This window comes from Burkholderia sp. Ac-20365 (assembly GCF_017104715.1).
Taxonomy (GTDB): domain Bacteria; phylum Pseudomonadota; class Gammaproteobacteria; order Burkholderiales; family Burkholderiaceae; genus Paraburkholderia.
The window spans coordinates 67,821-84,937 of the sequence record NZ_JAAGPI010000014.1; the positions used below are offsets into that span (position 1 = coordinate 67,821).

Annotated in this window: 13 protein-coding genes; 7 read left to right on the forward strand and 6 right to left on the reverse strand. The window is 61.0% G+C overall.

The window, feature by feature from the left end; all coding sequences use genetic code 11:
• Positions 1-130 precede the first annotated feature (130 nt).
• The 5 genes from betI (at position 131) to G3O01_RS23855 (ending at position 6,014) form a co-directional block, all read left to right on the forward strand.
• The gene (gene betI, locus G3O01_RS23835) at positions 131-721 is read left to right on the forward strand and encodes a transcriptional regulator BetI (RefSeq protein WP_205808358.1); all 591 of its coding nucleotides are present in this window, start codon (positions 131-133) and stop codon (positions 719-721) included.
• A gap of 33 nt (positions 722-754) precedes the next feature.
• Positions 755-2,224 (forward strand): betaine-aldehyde dehydrogenase, encoded by a 1,470-nt coding sequence (gene betB, locus G3O01_RS23840; protein ID WP_205808360.1) that lies wholly within the window; start codon positions 755-757, stop codon positions 2,222-2,224.
• A gap of 11 nt (positions 2,225-2,235) precedes the next feature.
• Positions 2,236-3,954, forward strand: coding sequence for a choline dehydrogenase (gene betA / locus G3O01_RS23845; RefSeq protein ID WP_205808370.1), 1,719 nt, complete (start codon positions 2,236-2,238; stop codon positions 3,952-3,954).
• Between the two features lie 164 nt (positions 3,955-4,118).
• Positions 4,119-5,561, forward strand: coding sequence for an MFS transporter (locus G3O01_RS23850; RefSeq protein ID WP_205808372.1), 1,443 nt, complete (start codon positions 4,119-4,121; stop codon positions 5,559-5,561).
• 249 nt (positions 5,562-5,810) lie between these two features.
• Positions 5,811-6,014, forward strand: coding sequence for a hypothetical protein (locus tag G3O01_RS23855; RefSeq protein WP_205808374.1), 204 nt, complete (start codon positions 5,811-5,813; stop codon positions 6,012-6,014).
• A 23-nt stretch (positions 6,015-6,037) separates the two neighbouring features.
• On the opposite strand, the gene G3O01_RS23860 is transcribed toward G3O01_RS23855, so the two are convergent.
• The 4 genes from G3O01_RS23860 to G3O01_RS23875 form a co-directional block, all read right to left on the reverse strand.
• The gene (locus G3O01_RS23860) at positions 6,038-7,231 is read right to left on the reverse strand and encodes a metallophosphoesterase (RefSeq protein WP_205808377.1); all 1,194 of its coding nucleotides are present in this window, start codon (positions 7,229-7,231) and stop codon (positions 6,038-6,040) included.
• A gap of 247 nt (positions 7,232-7,478) precedes the next feature.
• Entirely contained in the window at positions 7,479-8,822 is a 1,344-nt protein-coding gene (locus G3O01_RS23865; RefSeq protein WP_205808379.1) for a sigma 54-interacting transcriptional regulator, read from the reverse strand.
• A 631-nt stretch (positions 8,823-9,453) separates the two neighbouring features.
• Positions 9,454-11,217 (reverse strand): hybrid sensor histidine kinase/response regulator, encoded by a 1,764-nt coding sequence (locus G3O01_RS23870; protein WP_205808381.1) that lies wholly within the window; start codon positions 11,215-11,217, stop codon positions 9,454-9,456.
• A 36-nt stretch (positions 11,218-11,253) separates the two neighbouring features.
• A complete protein-coding gene (locus G3O01_RS23875; RefSeq protein WP_205808383.1) occupies positions 11,254-11,685 on the reverse strand; it encodes a hypothetical protein in 432 nt (143 codons plus the stop codon).
• Between the two features lie 180 nt (positions 11,686-11,865).
• Between G3O01_RS23875 and G3O01_RS23880 the strand changes: the two genes are divergently transcribed.
• Positions 11,866-12,558: a response regulator transcription factor gene (locus G3O01_RS23880; RefSeq protein ID WP_205808385.1), complete on the forward strand. Its 693-nt coding sequence runs from the start codon at positions 11,866-11,868 to the stop codon at positions 12,556-12,558.
• Here the strand turns inward: G3O01_RS23880 and G3O01_RS23885 are convergent.
• The gene (locus G3O01_RS23885) at positions 12,555-14,567 is read right to left on the reverse strand and encodes a hybrid sensor histidine kinase/response regulator (protein ID WP_205808387.1); all 2,013 of its coding nucleotides are present in this window, start codon (positions 14,565-14,567) and stop codon (positions 12,555-12,557) included. The genes G3O01_RS23880 and G3O01_RS23885 overlap by 4 nt on opposite strands.
• 344 nt (positions 14,568-14,911) lie before the next feature.
• On the opposite strand from G3O01_RS23885, the gene G3O01_RS23890 reads away from it, so the two are divergent.
• On the forward strand, positions 14,912-16,084 hold the full coding sequence (locus G3O01_RS23890) for a patatin-like phospholipase family protein (RefSeq protein ID WP_205808389.1): 1,173 nt from the start codon (positions 14,912-14,914) through the stop codon (positions 16,082-16,084).
• Positions 16,085-16,110: 26 nt separating this feature from the next.
• Here the strand turns inward: G3O01_RS23890 and G3O01_RS23895 are convergent, their stop codons facing one another.
• Positions 16,111-16,836 (reverse strand): OmpW family outer membrane protein, encoded by a 726-nt coding sequence (locus G3O01_RS23895; protein ID WP_205808391.1) that lies wholly within the window; start codon positions 16,834-16,836, stop codon positions 16,111-16,113.
• Positions 16,837-17,117: the final 281 nt, after the last annotated feature.

Genomic DNA, 17,117 nt, shown 5'->3' on the forward strand with positions numbered 1-17,117 from the left:
GTGGCCCAATGTTCAAAAACCGACACGTGTTTTCCCCAAACCGACACGACCGGTTCGAGCGGTTTTTGTTGATTGATCGTTCAATAAAAAAAGACTAGAGTGACGGCTTTCGGGAGCATTGCGAGCCACCATGCCCAAAGTCGGAATGCGCGAAGTGCGTCGCGCGCAGCTGATCGACGCCACGCTTCTCACCATCGACCAGGCCGGTCTGTCGGGCACGACGCTCGCCTCCGTGGCGCAGCGCGCGAACATTTCGACGGGCATCGTCAGCCACTATTTCGGCGACAAGGACGGCCTGCTCGAAGCGACCATGCGCCATATCCTGCGCGACCTGTGGGCCGCCACCACGCGCCGCCGCATTGCAGCGAAACCCCAGCCGCGCGCGCGTTTGCGCGCCATCGTCGCGGCGAATTTCGATGTCTCGCAGGTCAGCGGCCCGGTGATGAAAACGTGGCTCGCGTTCTGGTCCGAGAGCATGCACGAGCCGTCGCTGCGCCGTTTGCAGCACGTCAACACGCGGCGCCTCTATTCGAATCTGTGCGCCGAGTTCGCGAAAGAACTGCCGCGTGCTGCGGCGCGGCGGGCCGCGAGTGGCCTCGCCGCAATGATCGATGGTTTGTGGCTGCGTGGCGCGCTGTCCGGCGATCCATTCGACACCAAAGCGGCACTGCGCCTCGCCAACGATTACATCGACCTGTTGCTCGCGCAAAGCGCGTCATAACACGCCACACCCGCATTTCAAGGAGAAACCCGGATGCCTGCCTACGGCCTGCAACGTCTCTACATCGGCGGTGAATACGTCGACGCCACCAGCGGCGCCACGTTCGACACCTTCGATCCCGCCACGGGCGAGCCGCTCGCCACCGTCCAGCAAGCCAGCGAAGCCGACATCGACCGTGCCGTGCAATCGGCGCGCGAAGGCCAGCGCGCGTGGGCCGCGATGACCGCGATGCAGCGCTCGCGCATCCTGCGCCGCGCGGTCGAACTGCTGCGCGAGCGTAACGACGAACTCGCCGAACTCGAAATGCGCGATACAGGCAAGCCGATTGCCGAAACGCGCGCCGTCGATATCGTCACGGGTGCGGACGTGATCGAGTATTACGCGGGCCTTGCGACGGCCATCGAAGGCCAGCAGATTCCGCTGCGCGCCGAGTCGTTCGTCTACACGCGGCGCGAGCCGCTGGGCGTGACGGCAGGCATCGGCGCATGGAACTACCCGATCCAGATCGCTTGCTGGAAGTCCGCTCCCGCGCTCGCCACCGGCAACGCGATGATCTTCAAGCCGAGCGAAGTCACGCCGCTGTCGGCGTCGAAACTCGCGGAAATCTATATCGAAGCAGGCGTGCCGCCCGGCGTGTTCAACGTCGTGCAAGGCGACGGACGCGTTGGCGCAATGCTTAGCGCGCATCCGGGCATTGCGAAGATTTCGTTCACGGGCGGTGTCGACACGGGCAAGAAAGTGATGTCGATGGCGGGCGGTTCGTCGCTGAAGGAAGTGACGATGGAACTCGGCGGCAAGTCGCCGCTGATCGTATTCGACGACGCCGATCTCGACCGCGCCGCCGATATCGCCGTCACCGCCAACTTCTTCAGCGCGGGACAGGTCTGCACGAACGGCACGCGTGTGTTCGTGCATCAAGCGGTGTTGAAGGCGTTCGAAGACCGCGTGCTCGAGCGCGTGAAGCGCATTCGTATCGGCAAGCCGTCCGATCCGTCGACCAATTTCGGCCCGCTCGCCAGCGCCGCGCAACTGGACAAGGTGCTTGGCTACATCGAAAGCGGCAAACAGCAAGGCGCGCGACTCGTGCATGGCGGCGCGCGCATCAACGAAGGCGATTACGCGCGCGGCCAGTACGTGCAGCCCACGGTGTTCGCCGATTGCCGCGACGACATGAAGATCGTGCGCGAAGAAATCTTCGGCCCGGTGATGAGCATTCTCAGTTTCGCCGATGAAGACGAAGTCGTCGCGCGCGCGAACGACACGATTTACGGCCTCGCGGCAGGCGTCGTGACGGAGAACCTGTCGCGCGCGCATCGCGTGATTCACCGGCTCGAAGCGGGCATCTGCTGGATCAACACCTGGGGCGAGTCGCCTGCCGAAATGCCCGTGGGCGGCTACAAGCAGTCGGGCGTGGGCCGCGAGAACGGCATCACCACACTCGAGCACTACACGCGCATCAAGTCCGTCCAGGTCGAACTGGGTCAATACCAGCCCGTGTTTTGAGGGAGCGCAGCATGGCAGCCAAAGAGTACGACTACATCATCATCGGCGCGGGTTCGGCGGGAAACGTGCTCGCCACGCGTCTGACGGAAGACCGCGACGTAACCGTGCTACTGCTCGAAGCAGGCGGCCCCGACTACCGCTTCGATTTTCGCACGCAGATGCCTGCCGCGCTCGCGTATCCGCTGCAAGGTCGCCGCTATAACTGGGCCTACGAAACGGACCCCGAGCCCTTCATGAACAACCGCCGCATGGAATGCGGGCGCGGCAAGGGTCTGGGCGGTTCGTCGCTGATCAATGGCATGTGCTATATCCGCGGCAATGCGCTGGACTACGACGGCTGGGCCGAACGAAAAGGCCTTGAAAACTGGACCTATCTGGATTGCCTGCCGTATTTCCGCAAAGCCGAAACGCGCGATGCCGGCGCGAACGATTATCACGGCGGCGACGGCCCCGTGCATGTGACGACCAGCAAGCCCGGCGTCAATCCCCTTTTCGAAGCGATGGTCGAAGCGGGCGTGCAGGCAGGCTATCCGCGTACCGACGACCTCAACGGCTACCAGCAGGAAGGCTTCGGTCCGATGGACCGCACGGTCACGGCGAACGGCCGCCGTGCGAGCACCGCGCGCGGCTACCTGGATCAGGCGAAACCGCGTCCCAATCTCACCATCGTCACGCATGCGACCACGGATCGCATCCTCTTCAGCGGCAAGCGCGCGCAAGGCGCGGTCTATCTGGACGGCGACGCGCGCATCACCGTGCATGCGCGCCGCGAAGTGCTGCTGTGCAGCGGCGCGATCGCGTCGCCGCAAATCCTGCAACGCTCGGGCGTCGGCCCCGGCGCATGGCTGCGCGAACTCGACATTCCCGTGGTGCTCGATCTGCCCGGCGTCGGACAGAACCTGCAGGATCACCTCGAAATGTACATGCAGTACGAGTGCAAGGAGCCCGTGTCGCTCTACCCTGCACTGCTGCTGCGCAATCAGCCTGCCATCGGTCTCGAATGGATGCTGAAGGGCACGGGCATCGGCGCGAGCAATCATTTCGAGGCAGGCGGCTTCATCCGCACGCGCGACGACGACCCGTGGCCGAACATCCAGTATCACTTCCTGCCCGTTGCGATCAACTACAACGGCACGAATGCGATCAAGATGCACGGCTTCCAGGCGCACGTCGGCTCGATGCGCTCGCCGAGCCGCGGCCGCGTGAAGCTGCGTTCGCGCGACCCGCGCAAGCATCCGTCGATTCTCTTCAACTACATGGCCGAAGCGCTCGACTGGCGCGAGTTCCGCGACGCGATCCGTATCACGCGCGAGATCATCGCGCAGCCTGCGCTCGATCGTTTCCGTGGACGCGAACTGAGCCCCGGCGCCGAATTGCAGAGCGATGCGCAGATCGATGCGTTCGTGCGGGCGCGCGCGGAAACCGCCTACCATCCGTCGTGCTCGTGTGCGATGGGTTACGACGACATGGCTGTGGTGGATGGCGAAGGCCGCGTGCATGGTCTCGAAGGACTGCGCGTGGTCGATGCATCGATCATGCCGCGCATCACGACGGGCAATCTGAACGCGCCGACCATCATGCTGGCCGAGAAAATCGCCGACCGCATTCGCGGACGCACGGCGCTCGCGCGCTCCACCGCGCCCTACTATGTGGCGAACGGCGCACCGGCGCGCGGCGCGAAGCACGTTGCGCACGCACCGGTACAGAGCATGGCGGCACACACGCATTAAGGGAGGCTGTGCGCCATCCGTCGATGGCGCACACGTTCCATCCCAATGCCGAATCTGTTCTATGTGACCGATTAATGGCGGCGTCTACTGGAACGAGCCGGACCGCGAAGCGCTCACGCTTCGCGGACACAACCGGTCTCTTCCAACATCCATCTGAGGATGCCATGCCGACCACTGCTACGCCGTCCGCTTCTTCATCCGCCAAACGGCCCAGCGCCGCCGCGCGACTCGAACGCCTGCCGTTTTCGGGGTATCACCGCACCATCTTTCTCATCATCGCGATTGCGTTCTTCTTCGATTCCGTCGATCTCGGCACGATGACCTTCGTGCTCGGCTCGATCAAGACGGAGTTCGGTTTATCGAGCGCAATGGCGGGCCTCGTTGCGAGCGCCAGCTTCTTCGGCATGGTGGTCGGCGCGGCCGTCGCGGGTCTGTTCGCGGATCGTTTCGGAAGGCGCCCGGTGTTTCAGTGGAGCATGGTGCTGTGGGGCGTCGCGTCGTATCTGTGCTCGACGGCGCAAACCGTCGATGCGCTGATCGTCTATCGCGTGCTGCTCGGCATCGGCATGGGGATGGAGTTTCCGATCGCGCAGACGCTGCTGTCCGAATTCGTGCCGACCGCTTCGCGCGGACGGCTCGTCGCGCTGATGGACGGCTTCTGGCCGCTCGGCTTCATTACGGCCGGTGTCGTGTCGTTCTTCGTGCTGCCGCATTTCGGCTGGCGCACCGTGTTCGCGCTGCTCGCCATTCCAGCCGTGTTCGTGCTGATCGTGCGGCGCATCGTGCCCGAATCGCCGCGCTGGCTCGAACATCGCGGACGTCTGGCGCAGGCCGATGCCGTGCTCGGCCAGATCGAAGCAAAGGTCATGAAGTCCAAAGGTCTCGGTGCGCTGCCCGCGCCGTCACTGCTCGCCGATCCCGTCGCGCCGTCGAAGCACGGCGCGTTCCGTGAAATCTGGAGCACGGCGTATCGTCAGCGCACGATCATGGTGTGGGCGCTGTGGTTCTTCGCGCTGCTCGGCTTCTACGGCCTGACATCGTGGCTCGGCGCCCTGATGCAGCAGGCGGGCTTTGCTGTCACGAAGTCGGTGTTCTATACCGTGCTCATTTCCCTTGGTGGCGTGCCGGGCTTTCTGTGCGCCGCGTGGCTCGTCGAGCGCTGGGGTCGCAAGCCGACATGCATTGCGTCGCTGGTCGGCGGCGGTGTGATGGCGTATGCGTACGGTCAGACAGCTTTGCACGCTGACAGCGTGACGCTGCTGATCTGCACGGGCCTCGCGATGCAGTTCTTCCTGTTCGGCATGTGGGCCGTACTCTACACGTACACGCCTGAACTCTACGGCACGGGCGCGCGCGCCACGGGCTCCGGCTTCGCGTCGGCGATTGGCCGCGTCGGCTCGCTGATCGGCCCGTACGCGGTCGGCGTGGTGCTGCCAATCTTTGGACAAGGCGGCGTGTTCACGCTCGGCGCGCTGTCGTTCGGCGTGGCCGCGCTGGCCGTGTGGGTGATGGGCATCGAAACGAAAGGCCTGTCGCTTGAAACGCTCGTTTCGCATGCCGATGACGAAACGCCCGCATGGCGCGTCGCCGCCGACGACGCGCGTTGACGCCTCACTGCCACGCGCTTTCCAGATGCTGTAGCGGGCTTACCCGCGCGTAAGCCTGTTACAGCCGCACATCGCATCAGCACGGCATGTTTTCGCGCCTTGTGCAGCACGCGCCGCGCTCGCCACCGCCTTTCGCTACTGTCAGACCTGTAACCGCGTAACGTGATGAAACACACCCGTAGTCAAACTGTCGCGTCATCCCATTAGCATGACCGGACTGATCGCTCACTTGTCCACGGAGGTGTCCTGATGTTGAGCCCTCACGAACTCGCGACGCTCATGCTGTTGCATAGCAGTGAACGCCGTATCGAATCGCTCGACCCGGATGTACTTGCATTGCGCCACTACGAGCTCGTCGAAGTGCACGAGCTGCGCGGCGGCATTGCCGCATTGCAGATCAGCGCGCGCGGGCGCGATCTGCTCAAGCGGCTAGGAAGGGATACCGCGCGCTGAGTAGCAGCGCGCGCTGGATGGGTTTATCGCCGGCGCGTGGCGACTGTGTCGACGGCAGGTTGCCGCTCGCTGACCACGTTGTACATGCTCATGCGCACCGTGATGTGCATGCCGTTCGCGACGAATTTCGACAAGGGCTCCGGCCTGGGTCGCGCTTCGGGTGCGATATGCGGCACGTCGTCGTACGGGGTGCGAGCAGGTTCTACCTGCGCAGCAGGCTGGGCTACCGTGACAGGCCGTTCGGCCAGCGCCACATCACGCTCATCGCGTTCGTCGCGTTCGTCGTGCAGGTCGGCGGCGCTATCGTCGCAGCTGTCGCTCACGATTCTGTCGTTGACCACGGGCAGTTCCGCGTCCGCCAGACTGTGCGCCAATGCTGGTTCGCGCCACATCGGCTCGGCATTCACGTCCGCCTCCGTCGAATGACGCGGCGACATGTCGATCCATTTGGGCAGATCGGCGAGATCCATGATTGTCAGCTTGCCGCCATAGACCGCGCCCGTGTCGACGTTGATCACGTTGTCTTTCGCGGTGACGACGGATACCGGCGTATGGCCGACGATCACCGCCGTCACGTTGTCGATCCGTCCCGGCGCGTGCGTCTCGCCACGGACACTGTGGCGCGCCTTGTCCAGCAGGCTGCGCAGCGTATTGCGCGACGGCGCGGGATGCGGCTGATACGTCTTCCAGCGTGTGCGCGACCAGATGGCCTTGCGGCGCGTCTTGCCGTCCGCCCGTTCTCTTTCGATATCGGCAACCAGCCGGTTCCAGTCCGACACGGGCGAATCCGCGTGGACGATGCCGACCAGCCCGTGCTCCGTTTCGATCTCGATCAGATATGGCAGCGATGCCATGTAGGCAGCAATCGCGCCGACCCATTGCCGGTCCTCGGCTCTGTCGAGCAGCCAGTCCGCGCCGTTGCCCAGCAGCGCAAGCGCCTGCTCCTCACCCGCATGCCAGCGCACGATCGAGTCTTCGTGATTGCCTTTCACCGACTTGATGCCGTATTGCTCCACGGCCTCCAGCACGCTATCCGATTGCGGGCCGCGATCGACGAGATCGCCGACGGCGAACAACCGGTCACGTTGCGGATCGAAGTGACGCGCCTCCAGCTCCGTGCGCAGTTGCGCGAAGCAGCCGTGGAGGTCGCCAACGACGAAGTCACGTCCCAGGTCGTTGCGCGGATAACGGTGAACGGCGCGATAGGGCTCTGTCATGGTTCAGGCAACACAAAAAAACTGCATGGACGGAAAAAAATAATCCGCAAAAAAATCGAAAATAAATCAGTGAAAGAAATCGGGGCAGATAAGCGTTTGTGTTTAAAACGCGCGCGCCTGTATCGCTGACGGCAAGCATAGCGCGCCGAAGTGTGACAAGGTGCTACACAAAAAAGGTTTGTGTAACCATTCGTGAGACGAATTCAGCGCCGCGCTTCAAACAGGAAGCCGGCGACCATTTCCGCGCTTACGCGGAATCCACGCGTAACGCTGCGGGGGGATCCAGCGGCCGCCTGACGGGTGACGCCAGCATCCGCGCCAGCAGTACCTTCGAGATGCCCAGCTCCAGCGCGGCGGCTTCAAGACTGCCCTGATTTCGCGCGACGGCCAGTTCCACCGCGTGCCAGTCCGGGATGTCGTCGGTGTCGTCGGCCGCTCTCATCAGCGGAATGCTTTCCATCTGGTCGAAACCCAGATCGTTGGCCGTAATCAATGGACCTTCGCTCGCAACGATCGCGTGCCGGATGCGATTGATCATCTCTCGCACGTTCCCGGGCCAGATGTGCGCGTCGAATGCTTCCCACGCACAGACGGAGAAACCCTGAACGCCATGACGCGAATCGGAGCGAAAGCTTTTCAACAGATGCGCCGCCAGCAGACGGATATCCGGACCGCGCTCGCGCAGCGGCGGAATGGTGATCGTATCGGGCGACAGCCACGAGAAAAGACGCGCATGCAGACGATGCTCGTCTGCCGCGCGCTGCAAGTCGATATGTGTCGAGCAGATGATGCGCACATTGCGGATGCCTTTGTCGAGCACATCCGCGAGACGCTGCTGGGTGGACAGCGGCAGTTCGCAGATGCCATCGATATACAGTGAGCCGCCTTCCGCCATCTCGAGACGGGAACGCTGATTGCCCTCTTCGACTTTCTTCTCCTCACCGCCCAATGCCCCGAACAATTCAGCCTCTACGCGCTCCGGTGCGTAAGCCGCGCAATCGATCGACACGAACGGTCCTTCGCGGCGCGACGAACCCAGATGGATCGACGATGCAGTCAGTGCCTTGCCACTGCCCGATTCGCCGATCACCGTCACCGGCCGTTCATGCTCCGACGCATTGCGTATTGCCGCGCGCACGTCGCCCATCGCTGCGCAAGCACCGATCATCGCAAGCGAACCCGTGCTCGCGCTCATGTATTCGCTCGTCTCGCCCGCCGACATGTCGTACGCACGATCGAGTTCCTGCGCGATTGCCTCGGCAGCAGCAGGCAGCCGGATGTAGCTGACACACCGCGTACGCACGATGCGGCCGATCTCCGGATCGCTCAGATGCGCGTTCGTCACGACGGCCACCCAGCTGACGGCTGCGCTCGCCCGCGTCAGCTCATCGACTTCGTTCAGATCTGCAGGAATGTTCAGTGACGGAAATTCAATCAGACCTGCGGCCCGATCGTTCGCGAGCATTGCCGCGCCCTGCCGTTCGCGAATATCGATGCAGCGGATGCGCCATTGCAGCGACGGCAGATTGCCATCGAGACATGCGCGCTCGGGGTTGCATACGTGATAGAGCCGTTTCAGATTGACGTTCATCGTGTGACCGGTTGACCCGCCTCGAATGATCGAACAAGTACCGACTGCTTCACGCCCCCCGTACAACGTCCGCGATCGGTTACCGAAAAAGTAATCGCATCATCTCTCCATCGACCCGTCGGGTTGTTACCGTTTGAAAACATCCACACCCGGCCGTTGGTAGGCGATCAGTTGTAGAAGTTGAGTGAAGATATCGCGCGAGCCGCGCTGCTGATTGCGATGGAAGGGTAACAACAGGGAACCTGGGGGGCGTTGCATCGTTACGCGAGTAACGATCCTTTACATTCGACATGATTGACTGTGGCGTGCGGAACACATCGGTAATTTACGGCACTACGTGCCGACTTGATTTTCCCTGTTCTCACGATGAATAACGACAAAAGTACCTTATTTTAAGGGGCCATTTCCAAAAGAACCGGAAACGACGGACAGGCCATGATGAATAGCGACAGCATTACCGAGGCCGTCAGCAGACAGAAGGCGTACATCACGGGATGCAATGCTTAAGGAAAGCTGATGCGAAGCGTGCGGCTACGTGTAGATGAAAGAACCCAGTCAAGTTTTCTACCCAGACGTTTGCATCGGGGCGGTTCCCAATTCCGAAATCACCACGACTCATCAGGTTGCGCATTCAATGATTGTTCGATTGCATGGCGGTCAGAGCACGCAGCAGCCGAACGGGACTCACGGGCTTGTGCAATACAGAGAAATCCTTCAATGCCGTGGCCTCGGGCTCAGGCGGCCCACCTTTATTCGTCACGAGCACGACCACCGCGGAACGGCCGCTGCGTCGTATCAGCGTGTCGCGGATGGCATGCAGATTCCGCACATCGGCGTGTGCGATCGTTGAAGCGTATTCGCACAGCACGGCGTCGAATGCAGGGTCGTGCTCGATCACACGCACTGCATCTTCCACAGTCTGCACACGCTGCATCACCCATCCGAGGCGGTTCACGCAGTCATCGGGAATGAAGGCGCCTTCGCCGGCCAGCAAAATGCGCCGCCCTACGCTTGCCGCACGCGCAACAACGACATGGCGCGCGCTTCCGACGCCGTTGGTCGCCTGACTCGCATCGCCAATGCGCACCCAGAAGCGAAATGTCGTTCCGCGTCCTGGCGCCGAGCGCATCTTCAGTTCGCCACCCATCAGCCCAACGAGCCGGCGCACCGTCGCAAGACCCAGTTCCCGGTGCAGAAGCGCATCACCTTCGGCACTCGCGTCACGATTCAATCCGCTACGGATGCACGCCTGTTCACCGGGCGAAAAACCGGCGCCTGAATCGCGGACTTCAATGTATCCCCCTTCGCGCTGCCCGGCCCGCCTGAAGCCGATCCACACGCCGCCCGCGTCCGTATAACGAATCGCATTCGAAGCTAGATTGTCGAGGATCCGTTCGAGCAGCAAAGGATCGTGATAGATGACGACGTTCGTCGGTGCAATACGCAGCGAAAGCCCCTTCGCTGCCGCAAGCGGCCGCCAGGCGCGGTCGATCTGGTCGAACAGTTCGGATACGCGGAAATGCACTCGCGCCACCGAAGTACGTGCGCTTTCGACCTGGGCGAGATCCAGCAGTTGATCGAACAGGCGGTTCGCGGTTTCGACGCGCTGCGCAATATGTCTGGCCACATGCGCGCGCAACGCGGGCGTAGCAGGCGCGCCGTTCAATGTCGCCGCGAGCAGTCCTACGGCGTGCAGCGGCTCGCGCAGATCCCGGCAAGCCGTGCTGATGGACTGGCTTCTCGCTGCGCTGACCTGATCGACGATCTGCATCTGCTGCGCCAGCAGCGTTGCCATATGCTGCTGGTCCACCCTTGCTTTCATGACGCGCGAATAGATCCTCCGATAGCCCCACGCGTATAGCCCCACAAGTACGCCGACGACGCCGCACACGAGCCCGAGTGTTTCCCAGTCGACACCCGGAATGTGCAGGTACAGGCGCATGGTGGGCAATAGCACCCATGGAATCGCGCTGAGGAAGTTGAGCATGTCGAACCCCGTCGACATGAGCAGCACCATCGCGATCACGGACAGCAGTACCGTGTGCACCAGCGGAAACCCAGCACCCGGCGCACCGAACGCAAAGCCAACGGATAGGCCCGATGCCCCCGCGAGCATCGCGCTGCCGATTGCGTGGACTACGATCCAGCCACGAGGCGACAACCGCGCGGGAGCGTGGCCATGCCAGAGCCAGAACGAAGCAGCAGCACAGATCGCGATTGCGTAGAAGACCACCCACACTACGAATAACCGCGGATCGGGCGTGTTCGCCCAGTAAAGACTGGCAAGTACCGCCACTGCCAGCAAATGGGTCATGACGTTGAGACGATCCAGCGTGAACAGGTCGCGTGCGCGATCGTCGTCGATGGCATGCTGGATGGAGTCGTACGGCATCATGCTGCCCCTTTCACCCCCTCGATGGAAACCGACGAATCACCAGTTTCCATCGAGCATCTTCTGACTATTGCTGATGATGACCGTCCAGCCCGGCTCTGCCGTACTGCTGCGCGTGGCCTCAGAGAGCCCCGGTTGCGGCTCCGCTCCAGCACCATGCGCGCGCGTGATCGACTCCAGCAGGCTCAGCGCACTATAGAAGCTGCGATCCACCTGCAGGGTCCAGCCATTCGTCTCGCTTGCCTTGCGCGCCTGTTCCAGCGCGTCATAGATCTGCACGGGAAACTTCACCCCCGTCGATTCGATCCTGATCATCAACGTGCGCGCCCGCAGAATCTCCTCGTGCACGGGCGCCTCCATAACCGCCCCGGGTTCGCGAATCCGCTCCACGCGCCCTGCCTGTGCTTCGTCTCGCGGAGTCAGGCTCAGCACCTTGTGCAGGCGTGACAGATCGGGGAACAGAGCGCGCATGATCATGGACCTCGTCGTGTGATTGGCACGACTCCATGCTGCTCGCCCGGGACTTTCGAAAAAACCGGCTATGCCGGGGGAAATTCACGTCCAGACGACGGTACCCAATGAGTCCCCCACTAATGGGGGATAGTAAACCTTGCCGCTACGCGTACCATGGTCATCACGGGAGACATTGCCATGGATATTCAGTACTTTCAGCACGTGCTGCTCGTCGAAGACGAAGGCCTCACGCGCACCGCGATGAAGAGCCTCATTCTGTCGTCGCAGCCGACACTCGACATCGATGAAGCAGGCGGTTTCGAGAATGCGGTCGAGCGGCTGCAGAGCAAGGCATATGACCTGATCTTTCTCGACTTTCACCTGGGGCCAAATCACACCGGTATGGATCTGCTGCACTGGTTGCAGGAAAACGAAATGGCCCTGCACGTCGTCATGCTGTCCGCGCAGGACGACCGCGAAACGGTGCTGGACTGCATCAAAAACGGCGCGGGCGGTTTCATTTCGAAGGCCAGCGAAGGCGGCAGCGCGGTATTCCGCGAAGCAATCGAAACCATCCTCGGCGGCCGGGTCTATCTGCCCAACAGTGTGCTCGGCAAGGGCGGCCATACGCCACAGCCAGCCGCACCGAGCAAGGGCGTCCCCATCGATTCGCTCAACCTGCCGCCGCGGCTCGCGCAAACCCTGCGTTTCGTGCTGCAAGGCCTGTCGAACAAAGCGATCGCGAGAAAGATGGACATCTCGGAGAACACCGCGAAGGAGTACATCAGCGACCTTCTGAGCCGCTTCAATGTCGCCCGGCGCACGTTTCTGATCGTCGAAATGGCGCGCCGCGGTATCGAGATTTCTCCGCCGCAAAATGCCGTGGCCTAAACACCCATCCGGCGCCCTTCTGTCAATTCCAGCATGCGCGCGGCCAATTCGTCTGCGGAAATCGGTTTGCTGAGCACGTAGCGTTCGGGCAACGTGCCCGCGGCCGTCGCCGTCGTCTCGCCGGTGATCACGAGACATGGCACGGGCCGCGTCAAGCGCGTGCTCAACATCCGCACCACGTCATGCGCAGTCGAAAACTCCGGCAGGCGGTAATCGCTGATCACCAGGTCGGGCAAACGCTCGACCGTGTCCAGCAGCGCATCGAACTCCGCGAGTGAACGCGCCGACTCGCACAGCACACCCCACTGCACGAACAACGCATTCATCGAAGCCCTCACCAGGCCGTCGTCCTCGACCAGTATCACGTACAGGCCGCGCAGCAATGCCCGCGACGGCACGAGTTCGACGAGCGGCGCAACGGCGTCGCATCCCGCAGGCGATTCGACGGCCGGCAGACGCACCGAGAAACGCGAACCATGTCCCACGACTGACTTCAATTCGATCCGATGTCCCTCCAGCAACGACACCACCGCGTTGACGATCGACAATCCCAGTCCGAGCCCCTTCTCGCGGTCGCGCTCCGGATTGCCGATTTGCACGAACGGTTGAAAGATCGCGTCCCAATGCTGCGAAGCAATGCCGATACCGTTATCGACGACGTCGACGCGCACGTAATTGGGCGTGCGCACCACGCCGACAATGACCGTGCAGCGGCCGGTTTTCAAAGGGTCCGAATATTTGATGCCGTTCGAGATCAGATTGCTCAGCACGCGCGGCGCCCAATCGGCATCGCTGCGCACTAGCGCTCTCTTCTGGTCGATGCGGCGTGGTCTGTACCGCAGCTTCACGCCGCAACTTTCGGCGAAGGGCGCCAATTGCTCGATGCTTTCTTGCGCAACGGCGTCCAGATCAATGCAGGAGTAGTTCGGCTTGACGTGACCCGATTCGAGCTTGGACAGGTCGAGCACGGCGTTGAACAGTCTGGCCATGAGCACGGACGCCTTGCGTGCTTCGCCGATCAGCTTGACCGACTCGTCGAGATCGCGCTTGTCGAGCGCCTCCCCGGCCGCTGCGAGAAAGAGGTTCAACGCATGCATCGGCTGTCGCAGATCGTGGGCGGCCGCTGCGAGAAAACGCGATTTCGCCTGACTCGACCGCTCCGCATCTTCGCGCTGCTGTTCACGCAGTGTGATCAATGCATCCGACCTGTCCTGCTGGTCTCGCCTCGCCCGCTCGAGATCCTGGTGCTTTTTCGCCAGTTCTGCGTTGGCGCCTTGCAAGGCATCGTTGCTGTTCGCAAGCAGACGCACGGCGACGAAGCGATCTCGTACGTGCCGCTCCTCACTGACGTTGACGCTGTAGCCGAGTAGAGCGACGTTCAACAGATAGAACATTCCCGCAACGAAGTTGTCGGCTTCGAGCGACTGGGTAATGAGTTGCGCGGCAACGATCAGGCAGATGACGACCGTCGTGAGCAAGAATGTCGCTTTGGCACGCAAGCGAAGAAAGCCGAACAGGTAGAAGAAAATCAGATAGAAGCCAACAAAGAAGTGCGTGAAGTTCACCGGTCGCGGCGCAAGTATGGTCTGCACCAGAAGGCACATGCACATGCCCGCGAGACCCGTCAGCAAGATCCGGTGTGCGATCGCATCCTTGTCGAACTGAAGCCTGAAGGCCAGCACAATGCCGACGCCGGCGACGAGCACGCCGAGGCATCGAAACGCAAATATCTCTGGAAAATACGGGCGAAACACTTCGTTCGACTGCGCGAGATTGATTTCCCACCAGCCAAAGCATGCCCAGATGAGCGTGCCGAGCACGAGCGCCGCGCGGCGAAACTCGGCGAACCGTCGACCGTAGTCGATGGTGAATTCGCGTTCGACTTGCGGATCGTCGAAGCGAGCCGGCCAGAACATCAGTTCGGCAAGCATCGCGCCCGCTGCGCGAAGTGCGGGCCAACGCTCGATGACCTTTGACCGGGACGCTGACGGCAACTTGAACATGTTCATCGCATTCCGCCGTTGCAGGCTGGCGGCCCTTGGTTTCAAGGCACGCGAGCCGGATCAATCGAGGTTCATTCTAGGCTTCGTTTAATGTCTAAACAATCGGCTTGCACGCCGGGCTTTTCCGAACCGAAACAATGACCGCGATTGACAACAAAGTCGGTTCAATGACTATGTTTTCCTCAAACGCTTCACGCCGGTTCGGCGGCGGGCTTTCTCTTTCGCGCGAAGCTCGACCACAATCGGTTGCATGTTGAAAAGGCGGTCGCTGTGGCCGTCCAATGCAGAAATGCAATAGAAGGTTTTTTCCGCAGCGGTCGTGAACGTCCCCGAGCCAAGGAGAAACAGGAATGCCAGAGCATGCACCTAAACGCGTTGCCGTCGCCGTGCAAGGCGGCGGAGCACATGGCGCCTTCAGTTGGGGCGCGCTCGACCGGCTGCTCGAGTATGTCGAACAGGGAAAATTGATCATCACGGCACTCAGCGGCACGAGCGCGGGCGGATTCAATGCCGCGTTGTGCGCGTACGCCCTCGGCTTTGACAAGAACCAGGCATCGCTAGCCAAGAACGCGAGGCAATTGCTTAGAGAATACTGGATGGCCGACGCTGCAGATGCACCGTTTAGCGCTTACTCGGCGACAGCGAAACTATGGCACGACACATTCAACAGCTGGAATATCGACAGCTCACCCACCAGCATTCTTTCCGCGGTGAACAATCAGATCTGGTCGCCTATCTTCTATCTGCAATACGACTGGCTCGCCCAGGTTCTCGGCAACAAGATCGACTTCGATAAACTCCAAAGGCAGACAGAACCACCCGAGTTGTACATTGCAACAACCAATATCACGGCAGGTCGACGCGACATCTTCGCAAAGAGTGCGGTGACACTCGATGTACTCAAGGCATCCGCGTGCATTCCCCAATTATTCCTGCCCGCAAAGTACGAGAACAATTACTACTGGGATGGCGGATTCATGGGCAACCCCGCTATCACGCCTCTGATTAATCATTCGAGCGACGTGGTTCTCATCCAGCTCAATCCCTTCTCCCGCGACACGCCGCCATACACCGCAATGGAGATCAATAACCGCGTCAATGAAATCACGTTCAATTCGTCACTGGTCCACGAGATCAACGCTATTTGCGCGGTCAACAAACTGATCGACTACTTCGATGCTCTGGCGAAGACCAGCGACGCGGCAGCGCAAGCGGCGAAACTGTTGCCCGTCAACCGGGTCCGTCTCACGCGGATCACCAACGAGCCATTTATGCGCAGACTCGGCTATGCATCGAAATCGGTGATCGTGAAAGACTTTCTGCTTGATCTCTACAAGGAAGGATGGACGGAGGCAGGAAAGTGGTTCGACGCTTCGTATTCATCGCTCGCAGACACCGAGCCTGCGCCGCGTCCGGCTATGCCCGCGGCAACCGACACGAAAAAGCCCGGCTTCCCGGCCGATATCCTCGATACGCTTCTGAGCCGGAAGAACATTATCCGAAAGCGTCACACGGCAAATTGAGTGACGTTCTTTGCCGAAGCTCGACGTCAAAAGCGATAGCCCACACGCAGATAGGTGACGATAGGATCGAGCGTAAGCTTCGACTCGGCGCGCCGTGTCAACGTGCCGATCGGCGTCTGCGACTGGGTCGTGAAGGTTCCGGTCGTGCTCATCGGAATGTACGAAACCGAAAAGCCCGCGAACCAGTGTTCGGAAAATGCATACGTGAACCCGACGTTGAACACGGGCGCCCAGACTGTGCTCGCTTCAACCGTGGTCGGTCCGCCGAGCACCGTGGACTCGAATGTCGCGTTCGTGATTTGACCATCGCTGAACGATGTTCGCGTGACGCCAATGCCGAGATACGGCCTGAATCTGGCTTGGGGTTCAAGGAAAAAGTATTTAAAGAGCAGCGTCGGGCTCCACTGCTTCACCGTGCCGACCTTGCCGAATCGCGCGAATGATCCTGTACCGCTGACGTCGAAATCAGGTGGAACCCCGATTTCGAATTCCGCAGCGATATGGCCCGTGAAGAAGTACCCGGCAGTAAAGCCGATGGTGTCCGAACTGGAAATCCCCGCACCCGTGTTCGGAACCGTAATATTGACCGGATTCCCGCCTACGGATGTGATCTTCAGCGGCGTGCTGCTGTCTTGCGGCGCGAAATGAAACCAGCCTGTCGTCACGTAGATGCTGCCAGCTGTTTGAGCATGGCTTGCGGTCGATAAGGTAATCGCAAGCACACATGCAGCGGCGATTCGAGATGCCTGCATGCTGTACTCCTCCAGAACGTGTAACGCCTCTTTTTCACTTCTTCTACGCAGGCTTGATGTGGCCTCTCTGATTGTGAGTGTCTTGCGTCGCGGTGAAGATCTTCACCATCTGGAATTGCTTTCTCTGTCACGAACTCCTTTACAGGATATGCGACAGAAAGGACATCAAAAAGGAAAATAGCCTCGACATGCATCATCTGATTTTTATGTCGATTTCGACACTTATTGACGTGGCTTTTTCAATTCAACGAGGCAGTCCTCGTTCTCGGCATCGCCTTTGT